This is a genomic window from Dyadobacter beijingensis DSM 21582 (assembly GCF_000382205.1).
Taxonomy (GTDB): Bacteria; Bacteroidota; Bacteroidia; order Cytophagales; family Spirosomataceae; genus Dyadobacter; species Dyadobacter beijingensis.
In genome coordinates this window covers 268932-292512 of the sequence record NZ_KB907789.1, presented here as the reverse complement: position 1 = coordinate 292512, position 23581 = coordinate 268932, and the positions used below count along the sequence as shown (strand labels likewise).

Here is a 23581-nt window from a genome sequence, read left to right as displayed (position 1 = left end):
AGGCTATTTTCCTGAAATTTCCTTTCGAATCCGGCTTAGTGAGGTATCGGTGATGCCGAGGTAGGAGGCGATGGTGCGGAGCGGGGCATGCTGGAAAATGTCAGGATTTGTTTTAAGTAATTGAAGGTAACGGGTTTCGGCGGTTTCTGTTATGGTCGAAAGCATGCGTGATTTGAGATTTGTAAATCCACCGACGAGGATACTTCGCCCAAATTCACGGAATTCCGGTAATGTGTGAAACAGCTCGTTGAGCGTCGTGTAAGTGATCGCAATGCCTGTGCAAGCGGTAATTGCGTGGATATTTTCGCGCGAGGGTATGCGATGGAAGAACGATGAAACCTCGAAAACGACTTGCTTACGGCGATGAAAGCCGGTAGTAATGTCGTTGCCGTCGGGATCAAAGGCGTAAGACCGCATAAACCCGTCGGTCAGGAAAAGATACTCGTTGCAGATGGTGCCTTCTTTGAGGAAAAATGCGCCTTTGGATAAACGCACAGGGTAAAAACGTCCGGCGATATCCGACGCCAGGCTTACCGACATCGGATATGCCTCCGTAATAAAGTCGACGAGCAGCGAACGCTCGGGCGACAGGCTACTCATTGATTTCAATGGCGAAACCGGCCTCAAACGTACCGCCCGCTTCCAGCTTCAAAATTCCTTCCTTAGTTTCAAAATTCTGGTCCGAATCGGCACTATCGGCAATACCCAGCCATGGCTCGATGCAAACGAAATGGCCACCCGGCTTCGCCCAAATGCCCAGGTAAGGGAAATCTTTGTAGTATACCGTGATTACCTGCCCCGATTTCGTACTTCTCAGACTGACTTGCTTTGAAATCAAATGCTTGAAAATCAATGCGTCGTTGTCGAAAAGGTGCTGGTTTAAATGCAGCACGTTGGTATGTTCGAGAACCGGCTTAGTGGTGTTGCCGACGAGCCCGTTTTTTTCCAGAACCCAGGTCGAATCGTTTTCGATGGCTTCAAATTCGAGGTAATAGTCCTCGTAAACCTCGTCTTCGTGCAGCGGACATTTGAATGCCGGATGGCCGCCAAGCGAGAAACGCATTTCTTCATCGCCGTGATTGATCACTTTATGGTCAACGATGATCCTTTTGCCGTCGAGCTTGTAGGTAATCTGAAATTCAAATTGAAACGGGTAAATAGCCAGCGTTTCTTCGCTGTATTTCAATGTAAATGTAAGACTATCAGTAGTTTGATCCGTCAGCTTCACATTCGCGTTGTTGCGCACCATACCGTGGCGGGGCACGGCGTATTCGTCTCCTTTATATTTTACAAAGCCATTTTTAATAGCCCCGATGACGGGAAACAGTACAGGCGCGTAACTGGCCCAAACTGCCGGATCGGCATTCCAGAGAAAATCTTTGCCGGTTACGGTTGACTGAATCTGGCAAAGCTCGGCGCCGGTTTCCTGCACCGCGATTTTTAAATGATCATTTTGAATGGTATAGTTCATATCGTTCAGGAATTCAGGACTTTAAGGATAACGGAGCATGCCTCGCGGATTTGCTCTTCGGTGATGGTCAGTGGCGGGGCAATGCGCATCGAATTGTCGCAGAACAGGAACCAGTCCGTGACGACGCCCAATGCAATGCATTGATCAATGGTATCTTTCAGTTTATCGAACGACGCCATTTCTGCCGCAAGCATAAGGCCTTTTCCCCGTATTTCCTTGATTTCGGGATGAATTAACAGCGATTTAAACAACGCTCCTTTGGCGATCGCCGCTTTGGGGAGTTGCTCGTCGATGGTCACGCGCAAGGCCGCGAGCGACGCCGCACAGCTGACAGGATGGCCTCCGAAAGTAGTGATGTGGCCTAATATCGGGTTGTTTTTCAGTACTTTCATGACCCTCTGCGAAGCCATGAATGCACCAATCGGCATACCGCCGCCCATGCCTTTGGCACTAAGCAGTATATCCGGGTAAATGCCGTATTGCTCGAATGCCCAGAAACTTCCCGTTCGGCCAAACCCGGTCTGTATCTCATCGAGAATGAGCAAAGTGCCTGTTTCGGTACATTTCCGGCGCAATGCGACCAGATAATCTGCGCCTGGTACACGCACACCCGATTCGCCGCCGATCACTTCGATGATCACAGCGGCTGTCTGGTCTGTAATCTTTTCTAAATCAGTTAGATAATTATGTTGAATATGCTTAACGCCCGGCAACAACGGACGGAAGTTTCTTTTGAAAAACTCTGCGCCGGCAAGGCTCAATGCACCCTGTGTGGCGCCGTGATAGGCATTATAGCAGGAAATAAATTCGCGTCGTTTGGTAAACCGCTTCGCCAATTTCATCGCACCTTCCACCGCCTCGGTACCTGAGTTGGTGAAATATACATTGTCGATCAGACCGAAAGGTGAAGGGTTCGGAGCATCGATACGAAGCGTATCGGCCAATGCCTTAGCAAGTTGCACCTGGGCGCTTTGCACATACTCTCCGTACACGAGGAGGTGCATGTGCTTGTCCAGCTGCGCGTGAATGGCTTCCAGCACTTTCGGGTGCCGGTGACCGACGTTGCTCACGCCGATGCCGGAAATCAGGTCCATATACGACTTGCCGTCGGGACCGTACATATAAACGCCCTCTGCCTTTTCGATTTCAAGGGCAAGCGGAAAGTCGGAAGTCTGCGCCAGATGGTCGAAAAAGTGCTGGCGATGTGAGATATGCATTACGATTGTTCAAAAAAACTGGCACTGCCGCCTACCCAGGTGAAATCCTTGTTGAACCGGACGCCGATCATTTCGCCGCGGCTTAACCTGCTGAGGCTGATCAGCAGTTCGGGCTTTTCGGCATGGTCGGGCCACCCGTACATCATGCGGATTTCGCATTTCACGAGCCCGTCGGGTGCCTGGATCACGGGTTCATAGGCGACTTTTCGCTGCAAGATATAATTTTCCGGGTCTGGAATAGCTTCCAGGTCGGCTTTTGTGAGGTGCAATTGTACGCCGGCGCCGGCAAAGGAAAACAGCGGTTTCAGTACAAAGTTTTGAAGGTCATCGGGGAAAATACCACCGTAATCACTCAAAAATCGCGTTTCCGGCACGAATTCTCCATTTAACAGCGGCATAGCGAATTTGCTGATGCGAAAAAACCAGTTGGGATGGCCCACCCATTGCACGTCCACGTCGTCGGTGAAATGGTAGCTGGTTTGCAGGTCGGGGTAGGTGAAGAGGTCGTCGAAAATGAGACGGTTATAAATGCGTTTGACCTGTATTTTTCGTCCGTCCTTTTCGTAAAATAACAGCCTGCCTTCGCGGATTAGTTTGGTATAGCAAACGGCTTTGATGCCCAGCATTTGTTCGGTTACAGCAAAGTCGATGCGCGTCTTCTGCTTTTCGGGAAAGATTTCAAGCAAAATCACATTTTCGGGCTGCTCGCTTCCGAGGATCAATACTTTCAGTTGAGATACATATTCATCATAGCTATCCGAGCCAAAGAGGTATTTGAAGTTTTCATTTACATCAAAATACCTTTTGAACGATTCGGACAAAAACGCCTGATACCCGAAAATCGACGGAAAGCCCTGTAATTCAATGAGCTGCGGGACAAGCTCTCCGGCGGCATTCCGGCAAATGGCGTAATCGATGGCCAAAAAAGATGTATGCGCATTTTCGCCGGGCACATATTGGTTCGAAGGCACAGCGCGGTCGGTCTGGTCCCGAAAATCAGGTGAAACTAATGTGCTTATGATTTCCCCGGACGCCCGCGTGATCTTTTCCGTGAGCTCTTTGGGGACGAAAACGGGCGTCTCCGCGACCCTGAAATCCAGCTGACCGGGAAACGCCGAACCCAGTGATTCCACGAATTCCTCGTATCCTTTCTCCGTGAAGGAGTTGTTGAACGCTTCCCGGGCTTGCTTATGCATAGGCTGGCTGGAAAGTTTTGTTGAATGCGTTTTTTAAAAATGCCGGGATGATGACGGCTTCGGTCATCGAAATTTTGTCGGGATCGTTCAAATGTTCGATCATATCGCCATACTTCTGCTCGCCGTGCGCCTTGATAATGGCTTCTTTCTTATCTTCATTCAAAAAATAGCGCAGCATGCCTTCCGCGTCGGCCTCAGGGTGAAACTGCGTGCCGACGACCTCGTTCGAGAAGCGGATTGCCATGACGGCACGTTCCAGCGGCACGTGCGGACGTATTTTTTCGAGGCAGAGCAGCTTCGCACCCAATGCGTCGAAAGCGGCCCGGTTGGGCTGCGTTACCTGAAAATCCCGCGAATCGACGATCCAGAACGGGTCGCTCAATCCATTCAGGAGCGGATCTTTGCGCCCGGCCGATGTTTTATGCACCGGAAATGTGCCAAATGAAGTCTTCCGCCGTTTGCTCACCGCCGCCAATTCCCAATGAATGCAGGCCATTTGAAACGAATGGCAGATCAGGAACAGGTGCTTCTTAATGCGGTTCTGGCGTTGGGCATTGTAGGCCAGTATTTTATCCAGAAATCCGAAGAATTTCTTTTCCCAGGCTTCTCCTACCGGCGCCGGATTGCCGGGCCCGCCCGTAGAAATATAGGCGTCAAAGTCCATTCCCGGCACTTCGAGCTGTTGTCTTACATTAAAAACGGTAACTTCAACAGGGACATTTTCCTGCTCTCCAAATGCGGCGATAATCTTTTTAATGCACCGCATCCCCTCGTTCGGGTGCCCGTCGTACATATCCAGGACCGCGATCCGGAAATGTTTTTCATTCGTAGTCATTTCAGTGGGTGGCCGGTCCGTGTCAGTGAAACCAACCTTTAAGTTATAGAATCGGGTAACCTATTGGAAACAAATACCTTCCTGATTAGTTCGGTTTTTGGGTCAATAGTTTGATTTAATTCTAATCAAAGCCCTATTTTGGTCTCCGAAACGATATAATCTACCACAGCATTCAAACTGCCCGTTTCCTCGAAAACAGCCAGCTGGCGGTCGGCACCCGTGCCCATTTCAAGGATCTGGTGAATGTATTCGATCTCCTTCCGGCTGTCCAGCTCGTCCACGACGTCGTCGATGAATTCGAGCAGCTCGTGGATGAGGATTTTGTATTCCACTTCCTCCTGCTTCCCGAAGTCGATGAGCTTGCTGCTGATCCCGTAGCGCGCCGCGCGCCATTTGTTTTCATTGATGAGCATGCGGCGGTAGGGGCGGAAGCTCAGGTTTTGGCTGTGCAATTTATGGATCTTGGCCACGAGTGCCTGCATGATCGCGGCCAGGCATATGGTCTCGTCCGTACGCATGGGCACGTCGCACATGCGGAACTCGATCGTATTGAAAAACGGGTGCACGCGAATGTCCCACCAGATTTTCTTCCCGTTATCGATGCAATTCGTTTTGACCAAAAGCGCCACGTACTCGTCGTATTCCGCGGCGCTCGAAAAGAAATCGGGAATACCGGTGCGCGGGAACTTGTCGAATACCTTGGAACGGTACGATTTGAAGCCCGTATTGCGCCCGCACCAGAACGGCGAGTTGGTCGACAATGCATAAATGTGCGGCAGGAAGTACCGCACCGCATTCATGATCTGGATGCCTTCGTTCCGGCTCTCGATGCCCACGTGCACATGCAGCCCGAAAATGAGGTTGCCGCGCGCGACGTCCCGCATTTCGTCGATAATCTGGTCGTAGCGCGGGTCGTCGGTGATGAGCTGATCTACCCAGTCGGCGAAGGGGTGCGTGCCGGCTGCCGCCACTTGCAGGTCCTGTTTTTCTGCCAGATCGAGGATCATGCGGCGCAGGTAGGTTACTTCCTCCCGCGCTTCCCGGATATTGTGGCAGATATTCGTGCCCACTTCCACCACCGCCTGGTGCATTTCCGCCTTCACGCGCTCTTTCAATGTAATCTTGCCGTCTTCAACCAGCTTTGACATATGCGACCGCAGGTTTCGTGTAACGGGGTCGATGGTCTGAAACTCTTCTTCAATTCCCAGGGTGAATGTTGCCATAATGCAAAGGCGGCTGAATTTTAGTTAGTTGGTCAGGATTTCTTCAATTTGGAGTTTTTGGCCGGCGCTTTCGTTGCCGCAGCCTTGGTAGTGGGTACTTTGGGCTCCGCAGGTTCAGCCACTGGGATCGGTTCGGTCGCGATTGCACCGAGCGATTTCGCCGGCTTTTTCGGAACCGACGCTTTGACTTTCACTTCCGTTGCGGAAGGCGTGGTGTCGGCAGTTTTGGCGGGCTTCGCGGGCGTTTCGGTCTTGGTGGGTTTGGCCGCTTTTCCGGCCGCTGCTTTCGCTGGCGCTGGTTTTGAAGCGGCCGGCTTGGCTGCTTTCGGGGCTTTTTCGGGCGCGGGCGCGGCTGCCGGTTCTGCCGAAGGGATCGCCGGTGAGGCGGCGGGTGCCGATATGCCGTTCACTGCCTGGCTCACAAATGTGCCCCAGGTAAGGTTAATCTGCCCTGCGACCTGCTTTTTGGCCCGTTCAATGGCCATATTCGCCGCCGCTTCCACCACCCATTCGAAATTATCCCGGCCTACCGAGTAAATATCGGCGTCCGGAGCCGGGTTGCAGAAATCGATCGCGTAAGGTATGCCGTCGCGTACGGCAAACTCCACGGTATTGAAGTCGTAGCCCAGCGCGACATTCAGTTTTAATGTATAGTCCTTAATCGTTTCCAGCAGCTTTTCGCGCTCTTCGCCCTGCGCTTTCAGATCGGCTGCATAGCGCAAATGGTGCGGGTTACGGGGTTCGTAAGGCATTACCAGTACGTCTTTCTGGCCGATGCAGTAGCAGCGCACATAGTCGTCAAACACGATTTCTTCCTGCAACATCATCACCAGCTGGCCTGTTTCCTCATGTTTGATCCACATATCCTGGGGGTTCACAACGCGGTACACGCTCTTCCAGCCGCCGCCGTCGTGCGGCTTCATGTAGGCGGGGAAGCCCACATATTGAAATATCTCTTCCCAGGCCATCGGGAATGCCAGGTTACGGAACGAGGTTTCCGTCGTGTTTTCGGGACGTTGTTTGGACGGCAGCAATACCGTTTTTGGTACCGGTACGCCTATTTGCTCAGCCAATGCGTTATTGAAAAACTTCTCGTCGGCACTCCACCAGAACGGGTTGTTGATCACTGCCGTGCCGGCCAATGCGGCATTTTTGAGGTAGGAGCGATAAAACGGCACATCCTGCGAAATGCGGTCGATGATCACGGCGTATTCGCTGGGCGCGGCTTGTATGACTTTATCGATGGTGACGGCCTCTGCGATAATGCCGTCCTCACCTTTGCTGTTGACTCTTTCGATAAACGCGTTCGGGAAGGTATTTTCCATTCCGAACAGGATTCCAATCTTTTTCATATTCAGGTTTTGAGTTGTGTTCGTGGTTATTGCAAAACAAGGCGCGAGAGGTAGTCGGGGAACATTTTCTTCCAGAGCGGCCAGTCGTGCTTCTCCCAGCCGCGGATGTCGAGCCAGTGTTCGATGCCGTTATTGTTCAGGATGCCCGACATGCGCAGGTTACTGTCCAGGCATATGTCCCAGTCGGAAGTGCCGAGGACGATTTTCATGTGCCCGTAGCGCCAACCCTGTTCGTTGGGCATGAAGTCGACGGGGTTATTGAAATATACCGAATCGTCGTAGTAGCCGCTCAGAAACCCGCGGATATCGAATGCGCCGCTCATGCTGAGCAGGTATGCGACCTGGTCGGGGTGGCGGAATGCAAAGTTCGCTGCGTGAAAGCCGCCGAAGCTGCAACCGGCCACGCCGATCTTGCCTACATGGCATTCATTTTTTATATATGGTACGAGCTCGTTGTTCAGGAATTTGTCGTACTGAATGTGGTTCAGCACGCGGTATTCGGGATTGAGATGCTTTCCGTACCAGGAGTCGGCGTCGATGGTATCCACGCAGTAGATCTTGTATTTGCCCGACTCCACCAGCCAGCGCACGGATTCGATCAGTCCCATATCCTTGGCCTGGTAGTAGTGGCCCAGCGTGGTGGGGAAAAGCAGGATAGGGTAGCCCCAGTTGCCGAACACAAGCATCTCCACTTCCTTGTCGAGATGATGAGAATAGTATTTAATATGCTTCTCTTCCAAACAAAGACGGTTTATAGTTGATAAATGAAATATACAAAACAAATCATAGGAAGCAAATTATTAACTTTCGGGTTTTATTTCCATCCGTAGTCGTCATTTGCAGTGAGTTCAGCCGCTTCCTTCTTCAAAGTAATGCCCGAAAATATCGTCCTCTATTCCGCTTTTCTGAGCAGGGAAGTGACCGTGACCGTGTTGCTGCCGGCCGGTTTCGCGCATTCTAATACTTATCCATTGGTTCTTTTCAATGATGGACAGGATTTCGAAGCACTGCAAATGACTGCTACCGCGGCCGCATTGCAGCAATCGGGGAAACTGGTGCCTTGCGTGATCGCGGGCATCCACGCGGATGGCAGGCGTGTACAAGAGTACGGGACCGCCCATCAGCCCGACTACGCGGGCAGGGGAGACAAGGCGGGCCTTACTACCGACTTCGTATTGAGAGAATTGATCCCTTATTTATCAAACCATTATCACACACGCTCCAAAGGCATTACCTACGCCGGTTGCTCGCTCGGCGGGCTGATGGCGCTGGACGCGGTTTGGCACCATCCCGGGGTGTTTTCGCAGGCGGGCGTTTTCTCGGGCTCGTTGTGGTGGCGGCAAAAGGCGCTGGACGCAGGGTATGACGAATCGGACCGCATTATGCATCGCAGGATACGGGAATCGGAGGGCAATCCGGATTTGCGGTTCTGGTTTCAATGCGGTACCTGGGACGAATACGACGACCGCGACGGCGACGGGGTGATCGATTCCATTCAGGACACGCTCGAATGCGTTGCGGAGCTGGAAAGAAAAGGATATCGCTGGGGCCGGGAAATCCGGTATGTGGAAGTGGAAGAGGGCATGCATAACCCCGAAACCTGGGCTAAAATCCTTCCCGATTTCCTGGAATGGGCATCGGGAAGAATGCGGAAAGGCTAAGCGATATTCGAAAGGAACTCCATCGTATCGATCCCGTCGGCGTAATCGGAGAGGCCGGGGACTTGTGCACCGCCCAAAGGCAATGCGCCTGCGATGTGCATTTCGGGTTTTGCTACGATGCACTGGATCTTTTCCGCCGAATCCCCCAACAAAGCTTTCAATTGTTCGACCGACTCGTAATGCTGGTAATGCAGCACGCTGATCGGCGACACGAGCGCCTCGCTTTCGGTCGCCAGCAGGAAGCCGTTGTCCGAATGCGCCACGCGGTTGACGAGGTAAATGGATTTATTGTACTCGTAATTGTTGAAATACTTGTGGTGGTTCAGGTAATCGGGAGACATTTCCTCGACCGACTCGTAAAACCCGGTAAAATCATATCCCGCCGGTACGAATATTTTCGATACGTTCCGGCAGCCGAGCCCGAAATATTGAAGGATGTCGTTGCCTAACGCCCTGAGTTCCTCGTGCGTTTCTGTGCCCGTGAGCGCCGCTACCGATGTTCGGTTCCTGCGTATAATGTTAGGCTTTTTGGCAAAATAGTAATGGAAATACCGCGCCGTATTGTCGCTCCCGGTAGCAATGTAGGCATCGGAATCGTTCAATCTCTCGACGAACTGTATGTATTCCTTAAACTCCGGCTCGATCTCGGTAAGCTGTGTTAATAGCGCGCGGATGAGCAGGGGGTCGTCGGAGCTGGGTTTGGCGAGCAGCGTGTGGCCGCTGATGAGCACGCAAAGCGCGTCATGGAAACCCACCGCCGGGATGTTGCCGGCCATTACCACGCCTATTTTGCGCGAATGGGCCGGTTCGGGATAGCTTTCGGCCCAGGCTGTGAGCTTTTCTTCATTTAAGTATTGTTCGGAGATGGCGTTCAGCGACAGGCGCACGTTGGCGGGTGTAAACCAGTTGTTCCTGCTTTTGGCGCCAGCTACCCATTCCGCGATCGTTTCCTCGTTTGCCGCGTCGCCGATGAACCGGCCCAGACGGACGAATGCATTTATCCTCCGAATTCTTGATATCATTCTACTCTGACTCTAAAAAGTTTAATGGCAAGTGCCGTTTTTATTTTTCTGATTGTTGGGAAACTATAAATAGTTATATTTGTTACCCAATACAGAAGAATAGCAACAAATATAAACAATCCGGCGACTATGGCTATAATGATAACCGATGAATGCATAAATTGTGGGGCGTGTGAGCCAGAATGCCCGAATACAGCAATTTATGAGGGAGGTGTAGAATGGACTTGGGGAGATGGAACTAGTTTAGATGAGGTGGACTTCGGTGACGGCACGATCGTAAGCGGCAAAGAAAAGCAGTCCCCCGTTTCAGACGAATTTTACTATATAGTTACAGATAAATGTACCGAGTGCGTTGGCTTCCATGAAGAGCCACAGTGTGCTGCGGTTTGTCCGGTCGATTGCTGTGTGCCTGATCCCGACAACGAGGAAGAAGAAGAAACTTTGCTTGCTAAAAAAGCATGGATGCATGGTGAATAAAACCTGCTGAACATAAAAAACGCGAAGCCTGCTCAACAGCAGGCTTTTTTTGTGCCCTTTCGGTTCTGGAAATGTCATTATAATAATAAAATTTCTTAATAATTGCAATGCTTGCTTTTAAAGAAAATTCTGTTTTGTGAAGGTTATGCAGAATATTCGATTTTCCGTAAAAAATGCATTTTGGATGTTTTTGTGTTTCAAAAACGATAAAAAACATGATAAAAATCAGAAAATTGGATTTTTTGATATAAATTTCACTTAGATTATTTGATAAATATAATTTAAGTACAATATTTGATCCAGTAATGCAGCCGGAGAGTAATATTAACTTAAACAGAATATAATTATGAAAAAAGTCTATTGCACAGTATTATCTTTGATGGTTCCTTTTTTGGGTTTTGCGAAGTCGGAAGAAGATAAAAAGGCGGTGAAGGCGGATACTGCGGTGGTAACGGAAGCTAAGGACGAGGAGGAGGCAAAAGGAGCATTCGCATTCTCGGGCTACCTGGATTCCTATTACATGGCTAATTTCAACAAACCCGCATCGCGCTCGAACATGGGTGCCACCAACGCACGCGTGTTCGACCAGAAGTCGGGGCAGTTTTCGCTCGGTCTCGTACAAGCGAAAGTAGCCTATACCAACGCGAAATCGGAAGCGGTCGTGGACCTTACATTCGGTCCTAACGCCAACATGGGTAACTACGGTAACGCACTGTTCAGCACTGCGCTGGCGATCAAGCAAGCATACTTTACATACAAGTTTACCGACAAGTTCTCGATGACAGCGGGACAATTCGGTACGCATATCGGGTACGAAGTGATCGACGCACCGGCCAACTTCAACTACTCGCTCTCCAACCTGTTCAACAACGGACCATTCTACCACGCCGGTCTGAAAGCGACCTACGCATTCTCCGACAAGGCGTCGTTAATGGTAGGTGTGGTGAACAATGTGGATGGACTGGGTGACAACAACCGCGCGAAAGGCATTATCAGCCAGTTGTATTTCAAGCCGGTAGAAAACTGGAACGTTTACCTGAACTACATCGGAAGCAACGAGGCAAATACGGATTCACTGGGTAAGCAGCCGGACGGTTTCTACCAGGTATTCGACCTTACCACCAGCTTCCAGGTGACCGAGAAATTCCTGTTGGGTCTGAACGCCGCGTACGGATCACAAAAAGGGGATTACCAGGGCGCAGGTGGCCCTGTTGACAGCGAATCGTGGGGTGGCTTTGCCGTGTATGCCAACACCGCTATTACTGACAACTTCGGAATCGGAGCGCGTTACGAATATTTCAACAATGATAAAGGAGTACGCGGTTTGCTGACGCCCGCAGGTACAGGTACCAAAGTAAACTCGGTTACATTGACTGGTAACATCAACCTCGCCGACGGTCACATCCTCGTAAAACCTGAGTTCCGCCTGGACGCATATCCTAAGCAAAGCGGCGGTGAAGCGCAGCAATTCGAGGATTCGGACGGCAAATGGACCAAAAGCAGCCAAACCACATTCGGCCTGGCATTCATTTACAAATTCTGACAATCAGTGCAATTCACACGAATACCTTCTTAATCTAATACAAACAATAATTTACTACAATGGAAAAACGTAATTTTATCCCACTGATTATTCTCCTGGTAATCAGCATCCTCGGTGCCTTCGTCCCCAATGTTCCGACACAGATCGTGACGGAGGGCATCAATTCGGGCGACACTGCGTGGATGCTCGTATCAGCCGCGCTGGTATTGCTCATGACTCCTGGTCTGGCTTACTTCTACGGGGGAATGGTCAACACCAAAAACGTCATTTCCACAATGCTCCAGAGCTTCATCGCGATGGGAGTAATCAGTGTGGTGTGGGTAGTTTTCGGTTTCAGCCTTGCATTTGGTGAGGATATTGGCGGCTTCGTCGGTAACCCTACTACGCACTTCATGTTCAAAGGCGTATTGGACGGTCCGGTTTGGGGCACTATTCCTTTCGCATTGTTTGCAATGTTCCAGTTGAAGTTCGCGGTAATCACTCCTGCGCTCGTAACTGGCTCGATGGCTGAGCGTATCAACTTCCGCTCTTACGTTCTTTTCATTATCCTGTTCTGTGTTTTCATCTACTCGCCATTGGCTCACATGACCTGGCATGCAGATGGCATCCTTTTCAAAATGGGTGTGCTTGACTTTGCTGGCGGTACTGTTGTTCACATGTCTGCTGGTTGGGCTGCATTTGCAGGTGCATTGTACCTGAAACGTCGCAAATCGCTCCTCGAAGACCACGTACTTCCTCCTGCAAACATCCCATTCGTATTGTTGGGAACAGGTTTGCTGTGGTTCGGATGGTTCGGTTTCAACGCCGGTTCTGCCCTGACAGCTTCTCCATTGGCGGTTTCAGCCTTCGCTACTACCAACACCGCAGCAGGTGCTGCTGGTTTGGCCTGGGTTCTTTTCGACGCCGCAAGAGGTAAGAAGGTATCTGCGCTTGGTTTCTGTATCGGTGCCGTAGTGGGTCTCGTGGCTATCACACCTGCTGCCGGTTTCGTAACGGTTCCTGCATCTCTTTTCATCGGTACTGTGGCTGCGATCACATCTAACTACATCGCTCACCTGCGTACACGTTCGACATTGGACGATACACTCGATGTATTCCCTTGCCACGGCGTAGGTGGTATGGTAGGTATGCTCATGACCGGTATCTTCGCAACCAGCGGTGTTAACTCACTGGTAGTAGACCAAGGTCTGGCATTCGGCGAAACTAAGCTGTTCATCAACCACGTAATCGCACTCGTAGGCGTATCAGTATTCGCATTCGCTGGTTCGTTCGCATTGCTGAAAATCACTGACCTCATTCTTCCACTCCGCGTATCTGAATCGGATGAGAAAGCAGGTCTGGATATCAGCCAGCACGATGAATTCCTTGTAGAGGCTTAATCTAAACTAGAAGAATAAAAAAGAAGCCCGGCCATATTGGCCGGGCTTCTTTTTTTTAGGCGCTAGTCCTTCTAGCCGTCGAGTTAAGTCGACTGTAATAGATTAAAATTGAATCTAGTGGATCAAAATTTCTTCCTGGATCTCGGTAACTTCCATGAGATTCTCGGGATTGATGTGATCATACCGCACCTCCTTGGTCTCATTGATCAGCAGCGGATCATATTTCACAGCCACGCGCACGTAGTTGCCGGTAAAGCCGAGCATCTGTCCGTTCTGCACCTCGTCTTCAAATAATACCTTCCCTTCCTTGCCGATCTGGCTTTGGTAGAAGAACCTTTTCTTTTTGTCAGAAAGTATGTGCAGCATTTTGGAGCGTTCGGCGCGTTCTCCTTTGTTGACGATCGGACGAATGGCCAATGCAGCCGTATTTTCGCGTTCCGAATAGGTGAATACGTGCAGGTAAGAAATATCCAGCTCGTTAAGGAAGCGGTAAGTTTCTTCAAACAGCTCCTTCGTCTCGCCGGGGTGGCCCACGATCACGTCCACACCAATGCAGCAGTCCGGCATGAGCGATTTGATCTTCGCGACGCGTTCTGTGTACAATTCACGTTTGTAGCGGCGCTTCATCAGGCCCAGGACTTTATTGGAACCCGATTGCAGCGGAATATGGAAATGCGGGGCGAAGCGTTTGGACTGCGCCACGAATTCGATGATCTCGTCGGTGAGCAGGTTGGGCTCGATGGAAGAAATGCGGAAACGTTCGATGCCCTCGACTTCGTCCAATGCTTTCACGAGGTCGAGAAATGTTTCTTCGCGCACGCCGTTGCGCAACCCGAAATCACCGATATTGACGCCTGTCAGCACGATTTCCTTCACGTCCCGCGCCGCAATGTCACGGGCGGCTTTCACGATGTTTTCGATACTATCCGACCGGCTCTTCCCGCGTGCGAGCGGGATCGTGCAGTACGCGCACGGGTAGTCGCACCCGTCCTGCACTTTCAGGAACGTGCGCGTGCGGTCGTTGAGCGAGTAGGAGGTATGGTATTCGACGGCATTGTCGATGGTAGAAGCGATTACCTGCGCCGGCTGCCCGGACGGCGCTTTTTCGAAGGTATCGATGAGTTCCACCAACCGGAATTTCTCGGCGGCGCCCAACACGGCGTCCACACCGGGGATTTCCGAAATTTCTTTGGGTTTCAACTGGGCATAGCAGCCGATAATGGCGACGTAACCGTCCGCATTGATCTTCTGGGCCTCGCGCACGATTTTGCGGCATTTCTTGTCCGCGTTCTCGGTCACCGAGCAGGTGTTGATGATAAAAATATCCGGGTTTTCGTTGAACTCTACCTTGGTATAACCCTTATCCTCGAACATCCGTCCGATCGAAGAGCTTTCAGAGTAATTCAGCTTGCACCCTAATGTATAAAAAGCGACTTTTTTCATTGTTATTAAATATCCTGCAAAATTACACCTTTATTATCAACGCTTTAAATAATCTCCGAAAGAAGATTGCAGGTAAGCCTTGCCGAGCTTTTCTTCCTGCCCGGGTAAAGCGCCGTTTTTTTCCGTGATATTGCCTCCGATGTTGTCCCGGACGATAAACCCGCCTGGGCGCATCCAGCCGAGGCCGTTATTGAATGCGAAATAGGCGAAATCGCTGCGGCCTGCTTTGAAAATGTCGTTACTCCACGCAAAAGTTCCGGACGGGAGGCGCATTTGGTTCAAAAGCGTGGCTGCCAGGTCGGTTTGCGACGCGAGCGTATCCACCCGCGCAGGGGCTGCCTGCAATGCGCCGCCGAGCCAGAGCATCGGGATATGGAACTCCGAAGGCTTGTCTTTCCGCGTTTCGGGCATCGGGTGGCCGTGGTCGGCAATAATGACAACGAGCGTATTTTTCCACCAGGGTTTCGCCTGGGCGTCACGGAGAAATGCGCCGAGCGATTCGTCGGTATAATGTAATGCGTTCAGGAATAAATGCTCCGGGTCGTTGCCAGGAACTACCGTTTTCACTGGCACTTCGAACGGCTCGTGGCTGCTAAGCGTGAACATGGTCGAGAAAAACGGCTCCTTTTCCTTATCCAGGTCATTCAGGAGCCGGTTGAACACGACATGGTCATGTGCGCCCCATTTGGAATTCATATCCTTCGAATCGAAATCATTGATATCCACAATGCGGTCGAAACCCTGTTGCAGGAAATACGATTTCATATTCGCGAATTCCGTTTCACCACCATAATAAAAGGAGGTTGTCCAGCCGCGCTCACGGAAAATGGTCGGCAACGAGGGCAATGACGCTGTTTTTTTGGGTATTTTAATAATGGACGTGGTAGGTTGCGCCGGATAGCCGCTCAGGATCGCGACCATACCCTTGTCGCTGCGGTTGCCGCTGGCGTACATATTGGTAAATAGCAGCCCTTGCTTGGAGATCTGGTCAAATTGCGGGGTAATGCCTTTTAGTCCGCCTAGCGATCCGACGGCCTTGGCCGTGAAGCTTTCCCAAATGATCACCAGTACGTTCTTTTTGCCCGTCGTGTCGACGACCTGTTCGGTTGCACCGGCGCGTTTGTAAAGGTTTGCGACAGTTTGCTGCGCTTCCGCATCTTCGGCGTATTTGAACGGGTTTTCATCAGAATAACTTTGATTCAAAAGCGAGCGCATGTAGTTCCACGGTACATTCACGGCTGCGTAATTGGCAAAACTTTTATCACTGAAAAACACCGCACTCTCGTTCATCGGCGCCAGCTGGAACCCGCCGCGAATGGGGATGATGAGGCTGCCGGCGATCAGCAGAAAGGTAGGAATGGTGTACCAATGCGGCGACCGCCGGAATGCACCGATGGTACGCCGGACAATAGTCTGCAAAATGCGGTTAACGAGGAAAATCAGGGCGAAAAGCAGCAGCAGTAATGGAAACACCGGCGCCGCGCCCATGGAAGCGAATGCTTCGGCGGGCGTTTCGAGGTAATGCAGCGAGGTGGCGTCGATGCGGAAACCCCACGCGCGGAACAGTTCGAGGTCGATGACCGTCAGCAATGTGATCAGGCCGGCGACGATCGCGGAGTAAATGGTAAGCGTTTTGCGGTACCAGTCCCACCGCTGGCCGGTGAACATCATTAACAAGGTAGGAACGCCCAGGATATACGCCGCGAAGGAAATGTCCATCGCCAGGCCGTGGCCGGCGCTCGCAACCCACAGGGAAGGAGGGAGTTCCAGCGCTTTTTTATAATGATATGCCAGGAAAATGATACGGAAAAACTGGAAGATAACGACCCAGGCAAGCCCGTACAAGGCTATAAATTCAAGTCTCTTACGCATTGGTGTCTGTAAACAATTTGCAAAGTTCTGAAAAATGCGCTAACCTGTGGTAACCGATGGGCAGCTAATGTGAAAATGTACGCGCGATTTGTGGTTCCTATCGGTAAATAAATAATTTTGGGGAGAATTAATATAAATCAATAAATACATGACGTTTCGTTCCAAAGCTTTTGAGATCGCGCAGGGCCGTGTCTCTCCTGTTTTGACCCCTCCCACAGAAAAAGTAGCCGACCTTTACGGCAGCAATACATTCAGTGATGATGTGATGAAGACCCTGCTTTCCGCAGAGGCATACAGCAAGATTTCCAACGCCATCCGCTCCGGCTCGACGATCGACCGGGAGGTGGCAGAAGAAGTGGCGGCCGCGATGAAGTCCTGGGCCATTTCCAAAGGTGCGACCCACTACACGCACTGGTTCCAGCCGCTGACGGGTACCACCGCTGAAAAGCATGATTCTTTCTTCGACCTGACGATCGACGGCAAGGCTGTCGAGAAGTTCAAGGGCAGCGCGTTGGTACAGCAGGAGCCGGATGCATCTTCATTCCCGAGCGGAGGCCTGCGGGCGACCTTCGAGGCGCGGGGCTATACGGGCTGGGACCCGAGCTCGCCGGCGTTCCTGATGGACAATGGCGCAGGCGGAAAGACCCTGTGTATCCCTTCGGTATTCATTTCCTACAATGGCGAGGCGCTGGATTACAAGGCGCCGCTGTTGCGCTCGCTCGTGATGCTCGACAAGGCCGCGACGGGCGTCTGCCAGTTTTTCAACCGCGACGTCTCCAAAGTTACGCCCACGCTCGGTATCGAGCAGGAGTACTTTTTGGTCGATAAGGCATTGTACTACGCCCGTCCCGATTTGCTCATGGCCGGCCGGACCGTTTTCGGGCATAATCCCGCCCGCGGACAGCAGCTCGACGACCATTATTTCGGTTCGATTTCGCCCCGTGTGAACGCATTTATGGTGGATTTCGAATTTGAAGCATTGAAACTCGGTATTCCCGTGCGGACGCGGCATAATGAAGTGGCGCCGGGTCAGTTCGAATGCGCGCCTACTTTTGAAGAGGTGAACCTCGCCATCGACCATAATGCATTGCTGATGGACCTTATGCAAAAGATGGGTGACAAGCACAATTTCCAGGTACTCTTCCACGAGAAGCCCTTTGCCGGCATTAACGGCAGCGGCAAGCATAATAACTGGTCGCTTTCGACCGATACGGGCATTAACCTGCTCGCGCCGACCTCGAAACCGAAGGAAAACCTGCGCTTCCTCACGTTCCTGATGAATGTCGTGAAGGCCGTGCACGATCATGCCGATTTGCTGCGTGCGTCCATTTCGTCGGCCGGTAACGAGCACCGCCTGGGTGCGAACGAGGCTCCTCCCTCGATCGTTTCGGTGTTTCTCGGCGGCGAGCTTACTTCTATGCTGGAAGAACTCGTTAACAAGGGAGAGATTACACTTGAAAAAGGGGAGAACTTCTATTACAAACTCGGCATTACCCGCATTCCGAACCTTCAACGCGACAATACCGACCGTAACCGCACGTCGCCGTTCTGTTTTACGGGAAATAAATTCGAATACCGCGCCGTGGGAAGCTCGCAGAACAGCGCTTCGCCGATGATCATTCTCAATACGATCGTCGCCAATCAACTGCTGGATTTCAAACGTGAAATGGACGAGCGCCTGGCGGCGGGCGAAGAGAAGAAAGTAGCGACGGTGGAAATCCTGAAACGCTATTTCCTCGAATCCAAAAACATATTATTTGAAGGAAACGGTTATTCGGAAGAATGGATCGCCGAAGCCGCAAGCCGGGGTTTGAGCAATATCCGCGAGACTTTCGATGCATTATATGCCTACAAAACCGACAAAACGGTTGCCGTTTTCGAACGCACGGGCGTGCTGAGCTCACGCGAGCTGCATGCGCGCTACGAGATCGAGCTGGAAAATTATGTGAAGAAATTGCAGATCGAATCTCGGGTGATCGGCGATCTGGCATTGAACCACATTGTGTCCACAGTGGTGAAATACCAGTTCAAACTCGCGCAGACCGCCCGCTCGCTCACCGACCTCGAAATGCTCGCCGAGGCCGAGCCGATCAAGGAGATTATCCGCGATATTTCCTCGCACGTGGTGGTGATCAAGAAACTCGTGCATGAAATGACCGAAAGCCGCAAGAAGGCCAACAATATCGAAGACCTGTTCGAACGGGCTAAATGCTATGGTTCAGAAGTGAAAGGCTTTTTTGACGAGATCCGTTACCATGTCGATAAGCTCGAATTGTTGATCGACGACGAAGACTGGCCGCTGGCAAAGTACCGTGAAATGCTATTTTTGGAGTAGTTTTGCAATTGAAACCAACAACACAGATTATGAATCCCGGATTTGATCCAGAAGAAATCGCGCAACTCAAAGCCGAATGTGAGGCCGAAAATTCGAACTTTATCTATGTAGAGGACGAGTTCGAAGACGACGACGATAACAACGAACATGCTCACATCCAATTTGTTGGAACATACAAAGACCAGGAGGTGATCTATGACGCATTGATCTTTACCTTGCGCCTGCACCACTCCACGCTCGTGTATGACGAAGCGCTGGAAAGGCTCAAGAAGGAGATGCCGAACTATATTTCCCCTGACGAGCGCCCGGCGAACTATAAGATCAGCGACGAACAGGAGGATGAGGCGGAACTATTGCTGACCGAATTTATCGAGGAAATCGAAGAAGGAGAGGAGATCACCGTTCGCGAGCATGTCGAAGTCGACGACCAGTTTGAATACGGTGTAGGGCTGGAAGTGGGCCTGAACAAAACGGAGATCAACGACAAGATTATCGCCGACTTTGTCAAAGCATTTAACGCAGGAACTGTGGAGCTCGACCCGACGCTTTACTCGTTCACCGGCAGCGAAGACGAAGATTGATCCGCGTGCAACTTGATAGAGAGCGCCTTTTAACCGAAGGCGCTTTTTTTATGCATTCCTAACTTCATCCGTTATCCCTGATAAACAAAAACGGCCACCCGAAAGGTGGCCGTTCTGCAAAATATGTTTTTCTGCGAATTAGATAACAGCAGATTTAACAGTCTTGATGATACGAGCTGCCACTTTGTAAGGATCAGCAGCCGAGTTTGGACGACGGTCTTCCAGGTATCCGCTCCATCCTTTTGCAGGAACGATAACAGGGATACGGATAGAAGCGCCGCGGTCAGAAACACCGTAGCTGAAATCGTGGATAGAAGCAGTTTCGTGCTTTCCGGTCAGGCGGAGGTGGTTGTCAGCACCGTAAACTTCGATGTGCTCTTTCACTACCGGACGGAATGCTTCGCAGATTTTGTCGAAAGTATCTTTGCTTCCGGCAGTTCTCAAAGTACCGTTTGAGAAGTTAGCGTGCATACCTGAGCCGTTCCAGTCAAGCGCGCCCAGCGGCTTGCAGTGCCAGTTGATAGATACACCATATTTCTCGCCGATTCTTTCGAGGAGGTAACGGCCGAGCCAGATCTGGTCGCCAGCTTCTTTCGCACCTTTTGCGAAGATCTGGAATTCCCATTGACCGGCAGCAACTTCTGCGTTGATACCTTCTACATTCAAACCTGCGTCAAGGCAAACATCCAGGTGCTCTTCGATGATCTCACGACCGAATGCATTGGCTGCGCCTACTGAGCAGTAGTATGGTCCTTGCGGAGCCGGGTAGCCGTTAGCCGGGAAGCCAAGCGGTTTGTTGGTTTCGTTATCCCAAAGGAAGTATTCTTGCTCAAATCCGAACCAGAAGTCGTTATCGTCGTCTTCGATAGTGGCACGTCCGTTCGATTCGTGAGCAGTTCCGTCAGCGTTCAATACCTCGCACATTACCAGGTAGCCATTTTTACGCTGTGGATCAGGAATAATGTAAACCGGTTTCAGCAAACAGTCGGAAGAACCGCCGGGAGCCTGCTCAGTTGACGAGCCATCAAACGACCACATTGCGCAATCTTCCAGTTTTCCACTAAAATCGTTTTCAATTTTGGTTTTGCTGCGTAAACTTTGGGTCGGCTTGTAGCCATCCAACCAAATATATTCCAGCTTGGACTTTGACATAATAGTACTAGATAAAGTGGTGACGAATAATTATAACGGCACAATATTAATGCAAAAATGTATTTACAAAAAATAAATGTTAGGAAAAATTAACCTTCCGCAAAATAATATTGCGTTCGTGGTAGTATTGTCAGTAAAAAATGTACTATTCCAATAAAACGGGCGGGATGTAAAAACCGGGGTTTGGCGGAAAATTTCTGCTAAAATGCTGAAAATAGGTGTAAAATATGCCTTTGAATCTAAAAAATAGTCTTAATGTCCAAAAAATGACGATCGCGGTTACTTGTGCCGGATAGAATTCTGCGGGGATCGTAAATTTTGTGGCTTTGCCGATATTTTGTATATTTTTGATCGCCCCCGGGGCATTTTGTTACATTAGTTGAATATTGGAAAAATGCATTTGTTTTACCAGCCTGACCCTCACGTTTTTGAACTCGACGAGGAGGAAGCAAGGCATAGTTCGAAGGTGTTGCGGCTTGGTTCCGGCGACATGATCCACGTTACCGACGGCAAAGGACTGCTGCAAAAATGCCGGCTGAATATCCAGGGCCGCAGGGTAGGGTACGAGGTGATCGAGACGACGACGGTCGGCAGGCGCGGCTTCGCCGTGCATATGGCTATCGCGCCCACGCGGAAGGCCGAGCGCAATGAGTGGATGGTGGAAAAAATGACGGAAATTGGCGTAGAGCGCATCGATTTCGTCGTGACGGAGCACACCAACCCCGAAACCCTGAACCGCGTCGTGAACCTGACCCGCCTGAACCGTATTGCCGCCGCCGCCATGAAGCAGTCGCAGCAATATTATATGCCTGTAATTACAGTAAATAACAAATACGAGCCGTTTATTAAAAATGTAGGCGACGAGGTCCGTCTGATCGCCTACGTGCCGGAACAAAATACGGTGGAGCACGTTGTTAGCAAAATAAAGGCAGGTGCCGACACCACGCTGCTGATTGGGCCCGAAGGCGATTTCAGTCCGAAAGAAGTGGAGTTCGCTTTGGAAAACGGTTTCCAGACGGTTTCGCTCGGGCCGACGCGGTTACGGACCGAAACAGCGGCCGTAGCGGGGTGCCACGCGGTGAATTTGGCGCAGATTTTGTAACAGGGTAAATAGTCAGTGAGTCAGAAGTGGTTATGAAGTTGCCCGCAATAGTTAAACAATACCTGACAATCCTTGACTAAACCTGACTTCTTCATTCGGTCATTCAACATTCAGTCGTTCAAAATTTATGAAAACCCGCCTCGTCCTTCTGATCCTCCTGCTCTCCACCGTGGCTTCCTCGTTCGGGCAATCTTCGTTGAAAATCGCCAAGTTGAAATATGGCGGCGGCGGGGACTGGTATGCGAATAAAACATCGCTTCCGAACCTGATCAAATTCTGCAATACGGAGCTGAAAATGAATATTAACCCGGCCGAGGACGTGGTGGAAGTGGGTAGCCCCGATATTTTCTCGTACCCGTTCGTACACATGACCGGCCACGGCAATGTGGTGTTTTCCGATGCCGAAGCGCTGAACCTGCGCAATTACCTGCTATCGGGCGGGTTTTTGCATGTCGATGACAATTACGGCCTCGACCAGTTTATCCGCCGTGAAATGAAGAAGGTGTTTCCCGAATTATCGTTCGTGGAATTGCCGTACGACCATCAGATTTACCGTATCAAATATAACTTCCCCGATGGCCTCCCGAAAGTACACGAGCACGACGGCAAACAGCCGCAAGGCTTCGGACTGATCTGGCAGGGCCGGCTTATTTGCTATTACAGCTACGAAACCGACCTGGGTAATGGCTGGGAGGACCAGAGCGTGTACAACGACCCCGAGGAAATGCGCCGGAAAGCGCTGCAAATGGGCGCCAATCTGCTAAGCTACGCGTTCATGATCCAGTAAATCCGCAGGATAGGTGCCGGTTGTAAGGGTTATCGTTTTATTCCAAATTTAGTTTTGGAAATTTCGGTTTTCTAACCTTTGGCACTTACTTTTGTACAAAGTTCAGCATATTAAAATTTTCCGCCGTTCCATGTATATAGTCCTGATTGTATTTGTTGTACATTGGTATTTGTCACTATTCTGTCAAACCTTTTTCCTGCACCGCTACTCCGCTCATAAAATGTTCATTATGAGCAAGCCTTGGGAACGGTTCTTCTATTTGCTTACCTATTTGTCACAAGGATCTTCCTACCTGAGCCCACGTGCGTATGCGATCCTGCACCGCATGCACCACGCATTCAGCGACACCGATAAAGACCCGCATTCTCCGCATCATACCAAAAACGTCTTCACGATGATGTGGGAAACCAAGAATATTTATAATGCCGTTTTGAACCGCAAACGCGCTATCGAAAACCGCTTTGAACGTAACTACCCGGAATGGAGACTGATCGAGAAACTGGGTGATTCCTGGATCTCGCGCGTAGGCTGGGGATTGTTGTACCTGTCGTTTTACGTGCTGGCCTACATTTACCTGGACATGCACTGGGCATTCTTCTTCCTGCTGCCGATCCACTTCCTGATGGGCCCGATCCACGGCGCGATCGTCAATTGGAGCGGACACAAGTATGGTTACCAGAATTTCGACAACGACGACAAATCCAAAAACTCCCTGATTTTCGATTTCCTGATGATGGGCGAATTGTTCCAGAATAACCACCACAAACGCCCGAACTCCATCAACTTCGGCTCCAAGTGGTTCGAAATCGACCCGACTTACCCGGTGATCAAGCTGCTGAGCAGGTTGAAGATCATCGAGATCCGAAAGAAGCACTAGTGCATGATGTTCTGATCGTTTGTCGTCGGGTGGCGTCATGAGTTGTCAGGTATTGT

21 protein-coding genes are annotated in these 23581 nt (G+C 50.8%); 9 read left to right on the top strand and 12 right to left on the bottom strand.

What is annotated here, in order from left to right; genetic code table 11:
* Positions 1 to 3: 3 nt before the first annotated feature.
* From H144_RS0119770 to H144_RS0119735, 8 genes are all read right to left on the bottom strand, one after another.
* Positions 4 to 600 carry a Crp/Fnr family transcriptional regulator gene (locus H144_RS0119770; RefSeq protein WP_019943835.1) on the bottom strand — a complete coding sequence of 199 codons (597 nt, stop codon included), beginning with the start codon at positions 598 to 600 and terminating at the stop codon, positions 4 to 6.
* Positions 593 to 1471, bottom strand: a complete 879-nt coding sequence (locus tag H144_RS0119765) for an aldose 1-epimerase family protein (protein WP_019943834.1) — start codon at positions 1469 to 1471, stop codon at positions 593 to 595. The genes H144_RS0119770 and H144_RS0119765 overlap by 8 nt, the downstream gene beginning before the upstream one ends.
* A 5-nt stretch (positions 1472 to 1476) precedes the next feature.
* Entirely contained in the window at positions 1477 to 2688 is a 1212-nt protein-coding gene (locus H144_RS0119760) for an aspartate aminotransferase family protein (protein ID WP_019943833.1), read from the bottom strand.
* The gene (locus H144_RS0119755) at positions 2688 to 3884 is read right to left on the bottom strand and encodes an ATP-grasp domain-containing protein (protein WP_019943832.1); all 1197 of its coding nucleotides are present in this window, start codon (positions 3882 to 3884) and stop codon (positions 2688 to 2690) included. The genes H144_RS0119760 and H144_RS0119755 overlap by 1 nt, the downstream gene beginning before the upstream one ends.
* Positions 3877 to 4719 carry a type 1 glutamine amidotransferase gene (locus tag H144_RS0119750; RefSeq protein WP_019943831.1) on the bottom strand — a complete coding sequence of 281 codons (843 nt, stop codon included), beginning with the start codon at positions 4717 to 4719 and terminating at the stop codon, positions 3877 to 3879. The genes H144_RS0119755 and H144_RS0119750 overlap by 8 nt, the downstream gene beginning before the upstream one ends.
* Positions 4720 to 4844: 125 nt before the next feature.
* Entirely contained in the window at positions 4845 to 5942 is a 1098-nt protein-coding gene (locus tag H144_RS0119745; protein WP_019943830.1) for a carboxylate-amine ligase, read from the bottom strand.
* Positions 5943 to 5974: 32 nt separating this feature from the next.
* Positions 5975 to 7294 (bottom strand): ATP-grasp domain-containing protein, encoded by a 1320-nt coding sequence (locus H144_RS32265; protein WP_019943829.1) that lies wholly within the window; start codon positions 7292 to 7294, stop codon positions 5975 to 5977.
* A gap of 26 nt (positions 7295 to 7320) precedes the next feature.
* Complete coding sequence (locus H144_RS0119735) at positions 7321 to 8034, bottom strand: esterase family protein (protein WP_019943828.1); 714 nt, start codon at positions 8032 to 8034, stop codon at positions 7321 to 7323.
* A gap of 132 nt (positions 8035 to 8166) precedes the next feature.
* Between H144_RS0119735 and H144_RS0119730 the strand changes: the two genes are divergently transcribed.
* Positions 8167 to 8955 carry an alpha/beta hydrolase gene (locus H144_RS0119730; protein ID WP_019943827.1) on the top strand — a complete coding sequence of 263 codons (789 nt, stop codon included), beginning with the start codon at positions 8167 to 8169 and terminating at the stop codon, positions 8953 to 8955.
* Here the strand turns inward: H144_RS0119730 and H144_RS0119725 are convergent.
* Entirely contained in the window at positions 8952 to 9977 is a 1026-nt protein-coding gene (locus H144_RS0119725; protein WP_019943826.1) for an acyl-CoA reductase, read from the bottom strand. The genes H144_RS0119730 and H144_RS0119725 overlap by 4 nt on opposite strands.
* A gap of 129 nt (positions 9978 to 10106) precedes the next feature.
* On the opposite strand from H144_RS0119725, the gene H144_RS33975 reads away from it, so the two are divergent.
* The 3 genes from H144_RS33975 (at position 10107) to H144_RS0119700 (ending at position 13376) form a co-directional block, all read left to right on the top strand.
* The gene (locus tag H144_RS33975; RefSeq protein ID WP_083769031.1) at positions 10107 to 10454 is read left to right on the top strand and encodes a 4Fe-4S binding protein; all 348 of its coding nucleotides are present in this window, start codon (positions 10107 to 10109) and stop codon (positions 10452 to 10454) included.
* 346 nt (positions 10455 to 10800) lie between these two features.
* Entirely contained in the window at positions 10801 to 11997 is a 1197-nt protein-coding gene (locus H144_RS0119705; RefSeq protein ID WP_026350847.1) for a porin, read from the top strand.
* A 59-nt stretch (positions 11998 to 12056) separates the two neighbouring features.
* Positions 12057 to 13376, top strand: a complete 1320-nt coding sequence (locus tag H144_RS0119700) for an ammonium transporter (protein ID WP_019943822.1) — start codon at positions 12057 to 12059, stop codon at positions 13374 to 13376.
* 114 nt (positions 13377 to 13490) lie between these two features.
* Here the strand turns inward: H144_RS0119700 and mtaB are convergent, their stop codons facing one another.
* Positions 13491 to 14819, bottom strand: coding sequence for a tRNA (N(6)-L-threonylcarbamoyladenosine(37)-C(2))-methylthiotransferase MtaB (gene mtaB, locus H144_RS0119695; RefSeq protein ID WP_019943821.1), 1329 nt, complete (start codon positions 14817 to 14819; stop codon positions 13491 to 13493).
* A gap of 36 nt (positions 14820 to 14855) precedes the next feature.
* Positions 14856 to 16691, bottom strand: coding sequence for an LTA synthase family protein (locus H144_RS0119690; RefSeq protein WP_051100149.1), 1836 nt, complete (start codon positions 16689 to 16691; stop codon positions 14856 to 14858).
* Positions 16692 to 16839: 148 nt separating this feature from the next.
* Here H144_RS0119690 and H144_RS0119685 point away from each other — a divergent pair, with 148 nt between their 5' ends.
* Together H144_RS0119685 and H144_RS0119680 are read left to right on the top strand one after the other, a co-directional pair.
* A complete protein-coding gene (locus H144_RS0119685; RefSeq protein WP_019943819.1) occupies positions 16840 to 19026 on the top strand; it encodes a glutamine synthetase III family protein in 2187 nt (728 codons plus the stop codon).
* A 29-nt stretch (positions 19027 to 19055) separates the two neighbouring features.
* Positions 19056 to 19607 carry a hypothetical protein gene (locus tag H144_RS0119680; protein ID WP_019943818.1) on the top strand — a complete coding sequence of 184 codons (552 nt, stop codon included), beginning with the start codon at positions 19056 to 19058 and terminating at the stop codon, positions 19605 to 19607.
* 138 nt (positions 19608 to 19745) lie between these two features.
* On the opposite strand, the gene H144_RS0119675 is transcribed toward H144_RS0119680, so the two are convergent.
* Entirely contained in the window at positions 19746 to 20759 is a 1014-nt protein-coding gene (locus H144_RS0119675) for a glutamine synthetase beta-grasp domain-containing protein (protein ID WP_019943817.1), read from the bottom strand.
* 394 nt (positions 20760 to 21153) lie between these two features.
* On the opposite strand from H144_RS0119675, the gene H144_RS0119670 reads away from it, so the two are divergent.
* From H144_RS0119670 to H144_RS0119660, 3 genes are all read left to right on the top strand, one after another.
* Complete coding sequence (locus H144_RS0119670; RefSeq protein WP_019943816.1) at positions 21154 to 21861, top strand: RsmE family RNA methyltransferase; 708 nt, start codon at positions 21154 to 21156, stop codon at positions 21859 to 21861.
* 127 nt (positions 21862 to 21988) lie between these two features.
* Positions 21989 to 22648 carry a DUF4159 domain-containing protein gene (locus tag H144_RS0119665; protein WP_019943815.1) on the top strand — a complete coding sequence of 220 codons (660 nt, stop codon included), beginning with the start codon at positions 21989 to 21991 and terminating at the stop codon, positions 22646 to 22648.
* A gap of 130 nt (positions 22649 to 22778) precedes the next feature.
* A complete protein-coding gene (locus tag H144_RS0119660; RefSeq protein WP_026350846.1) occupies positions 22779 to 23525 on the top strand; it encodes an acyl-CoA desaturase in 747 nt (248 codons plus the stop codon).
* Positions 23526 to 23581: the final 56 nt, after the last annotated feature.

What these genes read in the sequence shown, in the direction of transcription:
- H144_RS0119770 (WP_019943835.1), bottom strand. Translation starts at nt 600, where the DNA reads ATGAGTAGCCTGTCGCCCGAGCGTTCGCTGCTCGTCGACTTTATTACG.
- H144_RS0119765 (WP_019943834.1), bottom strand. Translation starts at nt 1,471, where the DNA reads ATGAACTATACCATTCAAAATGATCATTTAAAAATCGCGGTGCAGGAA.
- H144_RS0119760 (WP_019943833.1), bottom strand. Translation starts at nt 2,688, where the DNA reads ATGCATATCTCACATCGCCAGCACTTTTTCGACCATCTGGCGCAGACT.
- H144_RS0119755 (WP_019943832.1), bottom strand. Translation starts at nt 3,884, where the DNA reads ATGCATAAGCAAGCCCGGGAAGCGTTCAACAACTCCTTCACGGAGAAA.
- H144_RS0119750 (WP_019943831.1), bottom strand. Translation starts at nt 4,719, where the DNA reads ATGACTACGAATGAAAAACATTTCCGGATCGCGGTCCTGGATATGTAC.
- H144_RS0119745 (WP_019943830.1), bottom strand. Translation starts at nt 5,942, where the DNA reads ATGGCAACATTCACCCTGGGAATTGAAGAAGAGTTTCAGACCATCGAC.
- H144_RS32265 (WP_019943829.1), bottom strand. Translation starts at nt 7,294, where the DNA reads ATGAAAAAGATTGGAATCCTGTTCGGAATGGAAAATACCTTCCCGAAC.
- H144_RS0119730 (WP_019943827.1), top strand. Translation starts at nt 8,167, where the DNA reads ATGCCCGAAAATATCGTCCTCTATTCCGCTTTTCTGAGCAGGGAAGTG.
- H144_RS0119725 (WP_019943826.1), bottom strand. Translation starts at nt 9,977, where the DNA reads ATGATATCAAGAATTCGGAGGATAAATGCATTCGTCCGTCTGGGCCGG.
- H144_RS33975 (WP_083769031.1), top strand. Translation starts at nt 10,107, where the DNA reads ATGGCTATAATGATAACCGATGAATGCATAAATTGTGGGGCGTGTGAG.
- H144_RS0119705 (WP_026350847.1), top strand. Translation starts at nt 10,801, where the DNA reads ATGAAAAAAGTCTATTGCACAGTATTATCTTTGATGGTTCCTTTTTTG.
- H144_RS0119700 (WP_019943822.1), top strand. Translation starts at nt 12,057, where the DNA reads ATGGAAAAACGTAATTTTATCCCACTGATTATTCTCCTGGTAATCAGC.
- mtaB (WP_019943821.1), bottom strand. Translation starts at nt 14,819, where the DNA reads ATGAAAAAAGTCGCTTTTTATACATTAGGGTGCAAGCTGAATTACTCT.
- H144_RS0119690 (WP_051100149.1), bottom strand. Translation starts at nt 16,691, where the DNA reads ATGCGTAAGAGACTTGAATTTATAGCCTTGTACGGGCTTGCCTGGGTC.
- H144_RS0119685 (WP_019943819.1), top strand. Translation starts at nt 16,840, where the DNA reads ATGACGTTTCGTTCCAAAGCTTTTGAGATCGCGCAGGGCCGTGTCTCT.
- H144_RS0119680 (WP_019943818.1), top strand. Translation starts at nt 19,056, where the DNA reads ATGAATCCCGGATTTGATCCAGAAGAAATCGCGCAACTCAAAGCCGAA.
- H144_RS0119675 (WP_019943817.1), bottom strand. Translation starts at nt 20,759, where the DNA reads ATGTCAAAGTCCAAGCTGGAATATATTTGGTTGGATGGCTACAAGCCG.
- H144_RS0119670 (WP_019943816.1), top strand. Translation starts at nt 21,154, where the DNA reads ATGCATTTGTTTTACCAGCCTGACCCTCACGTTTTTGAACTCGACGAG.
- H144_RS0119665 (WP_019943815.1), top strand. Translation starts at nt 21,989, where the DNA reads ATGAAAACCCGCCTCGTCCTTCTGATCCTCCTGCTCTCCACCGTGGCT.
- H144_RS0119660 (WP_026350846.1), top strand. Translation starts at nt 22,779, where the DNA reads ATGTATATAGTCCTGATTGTATTTGTTGTACATTGGTATTTGTCACTA.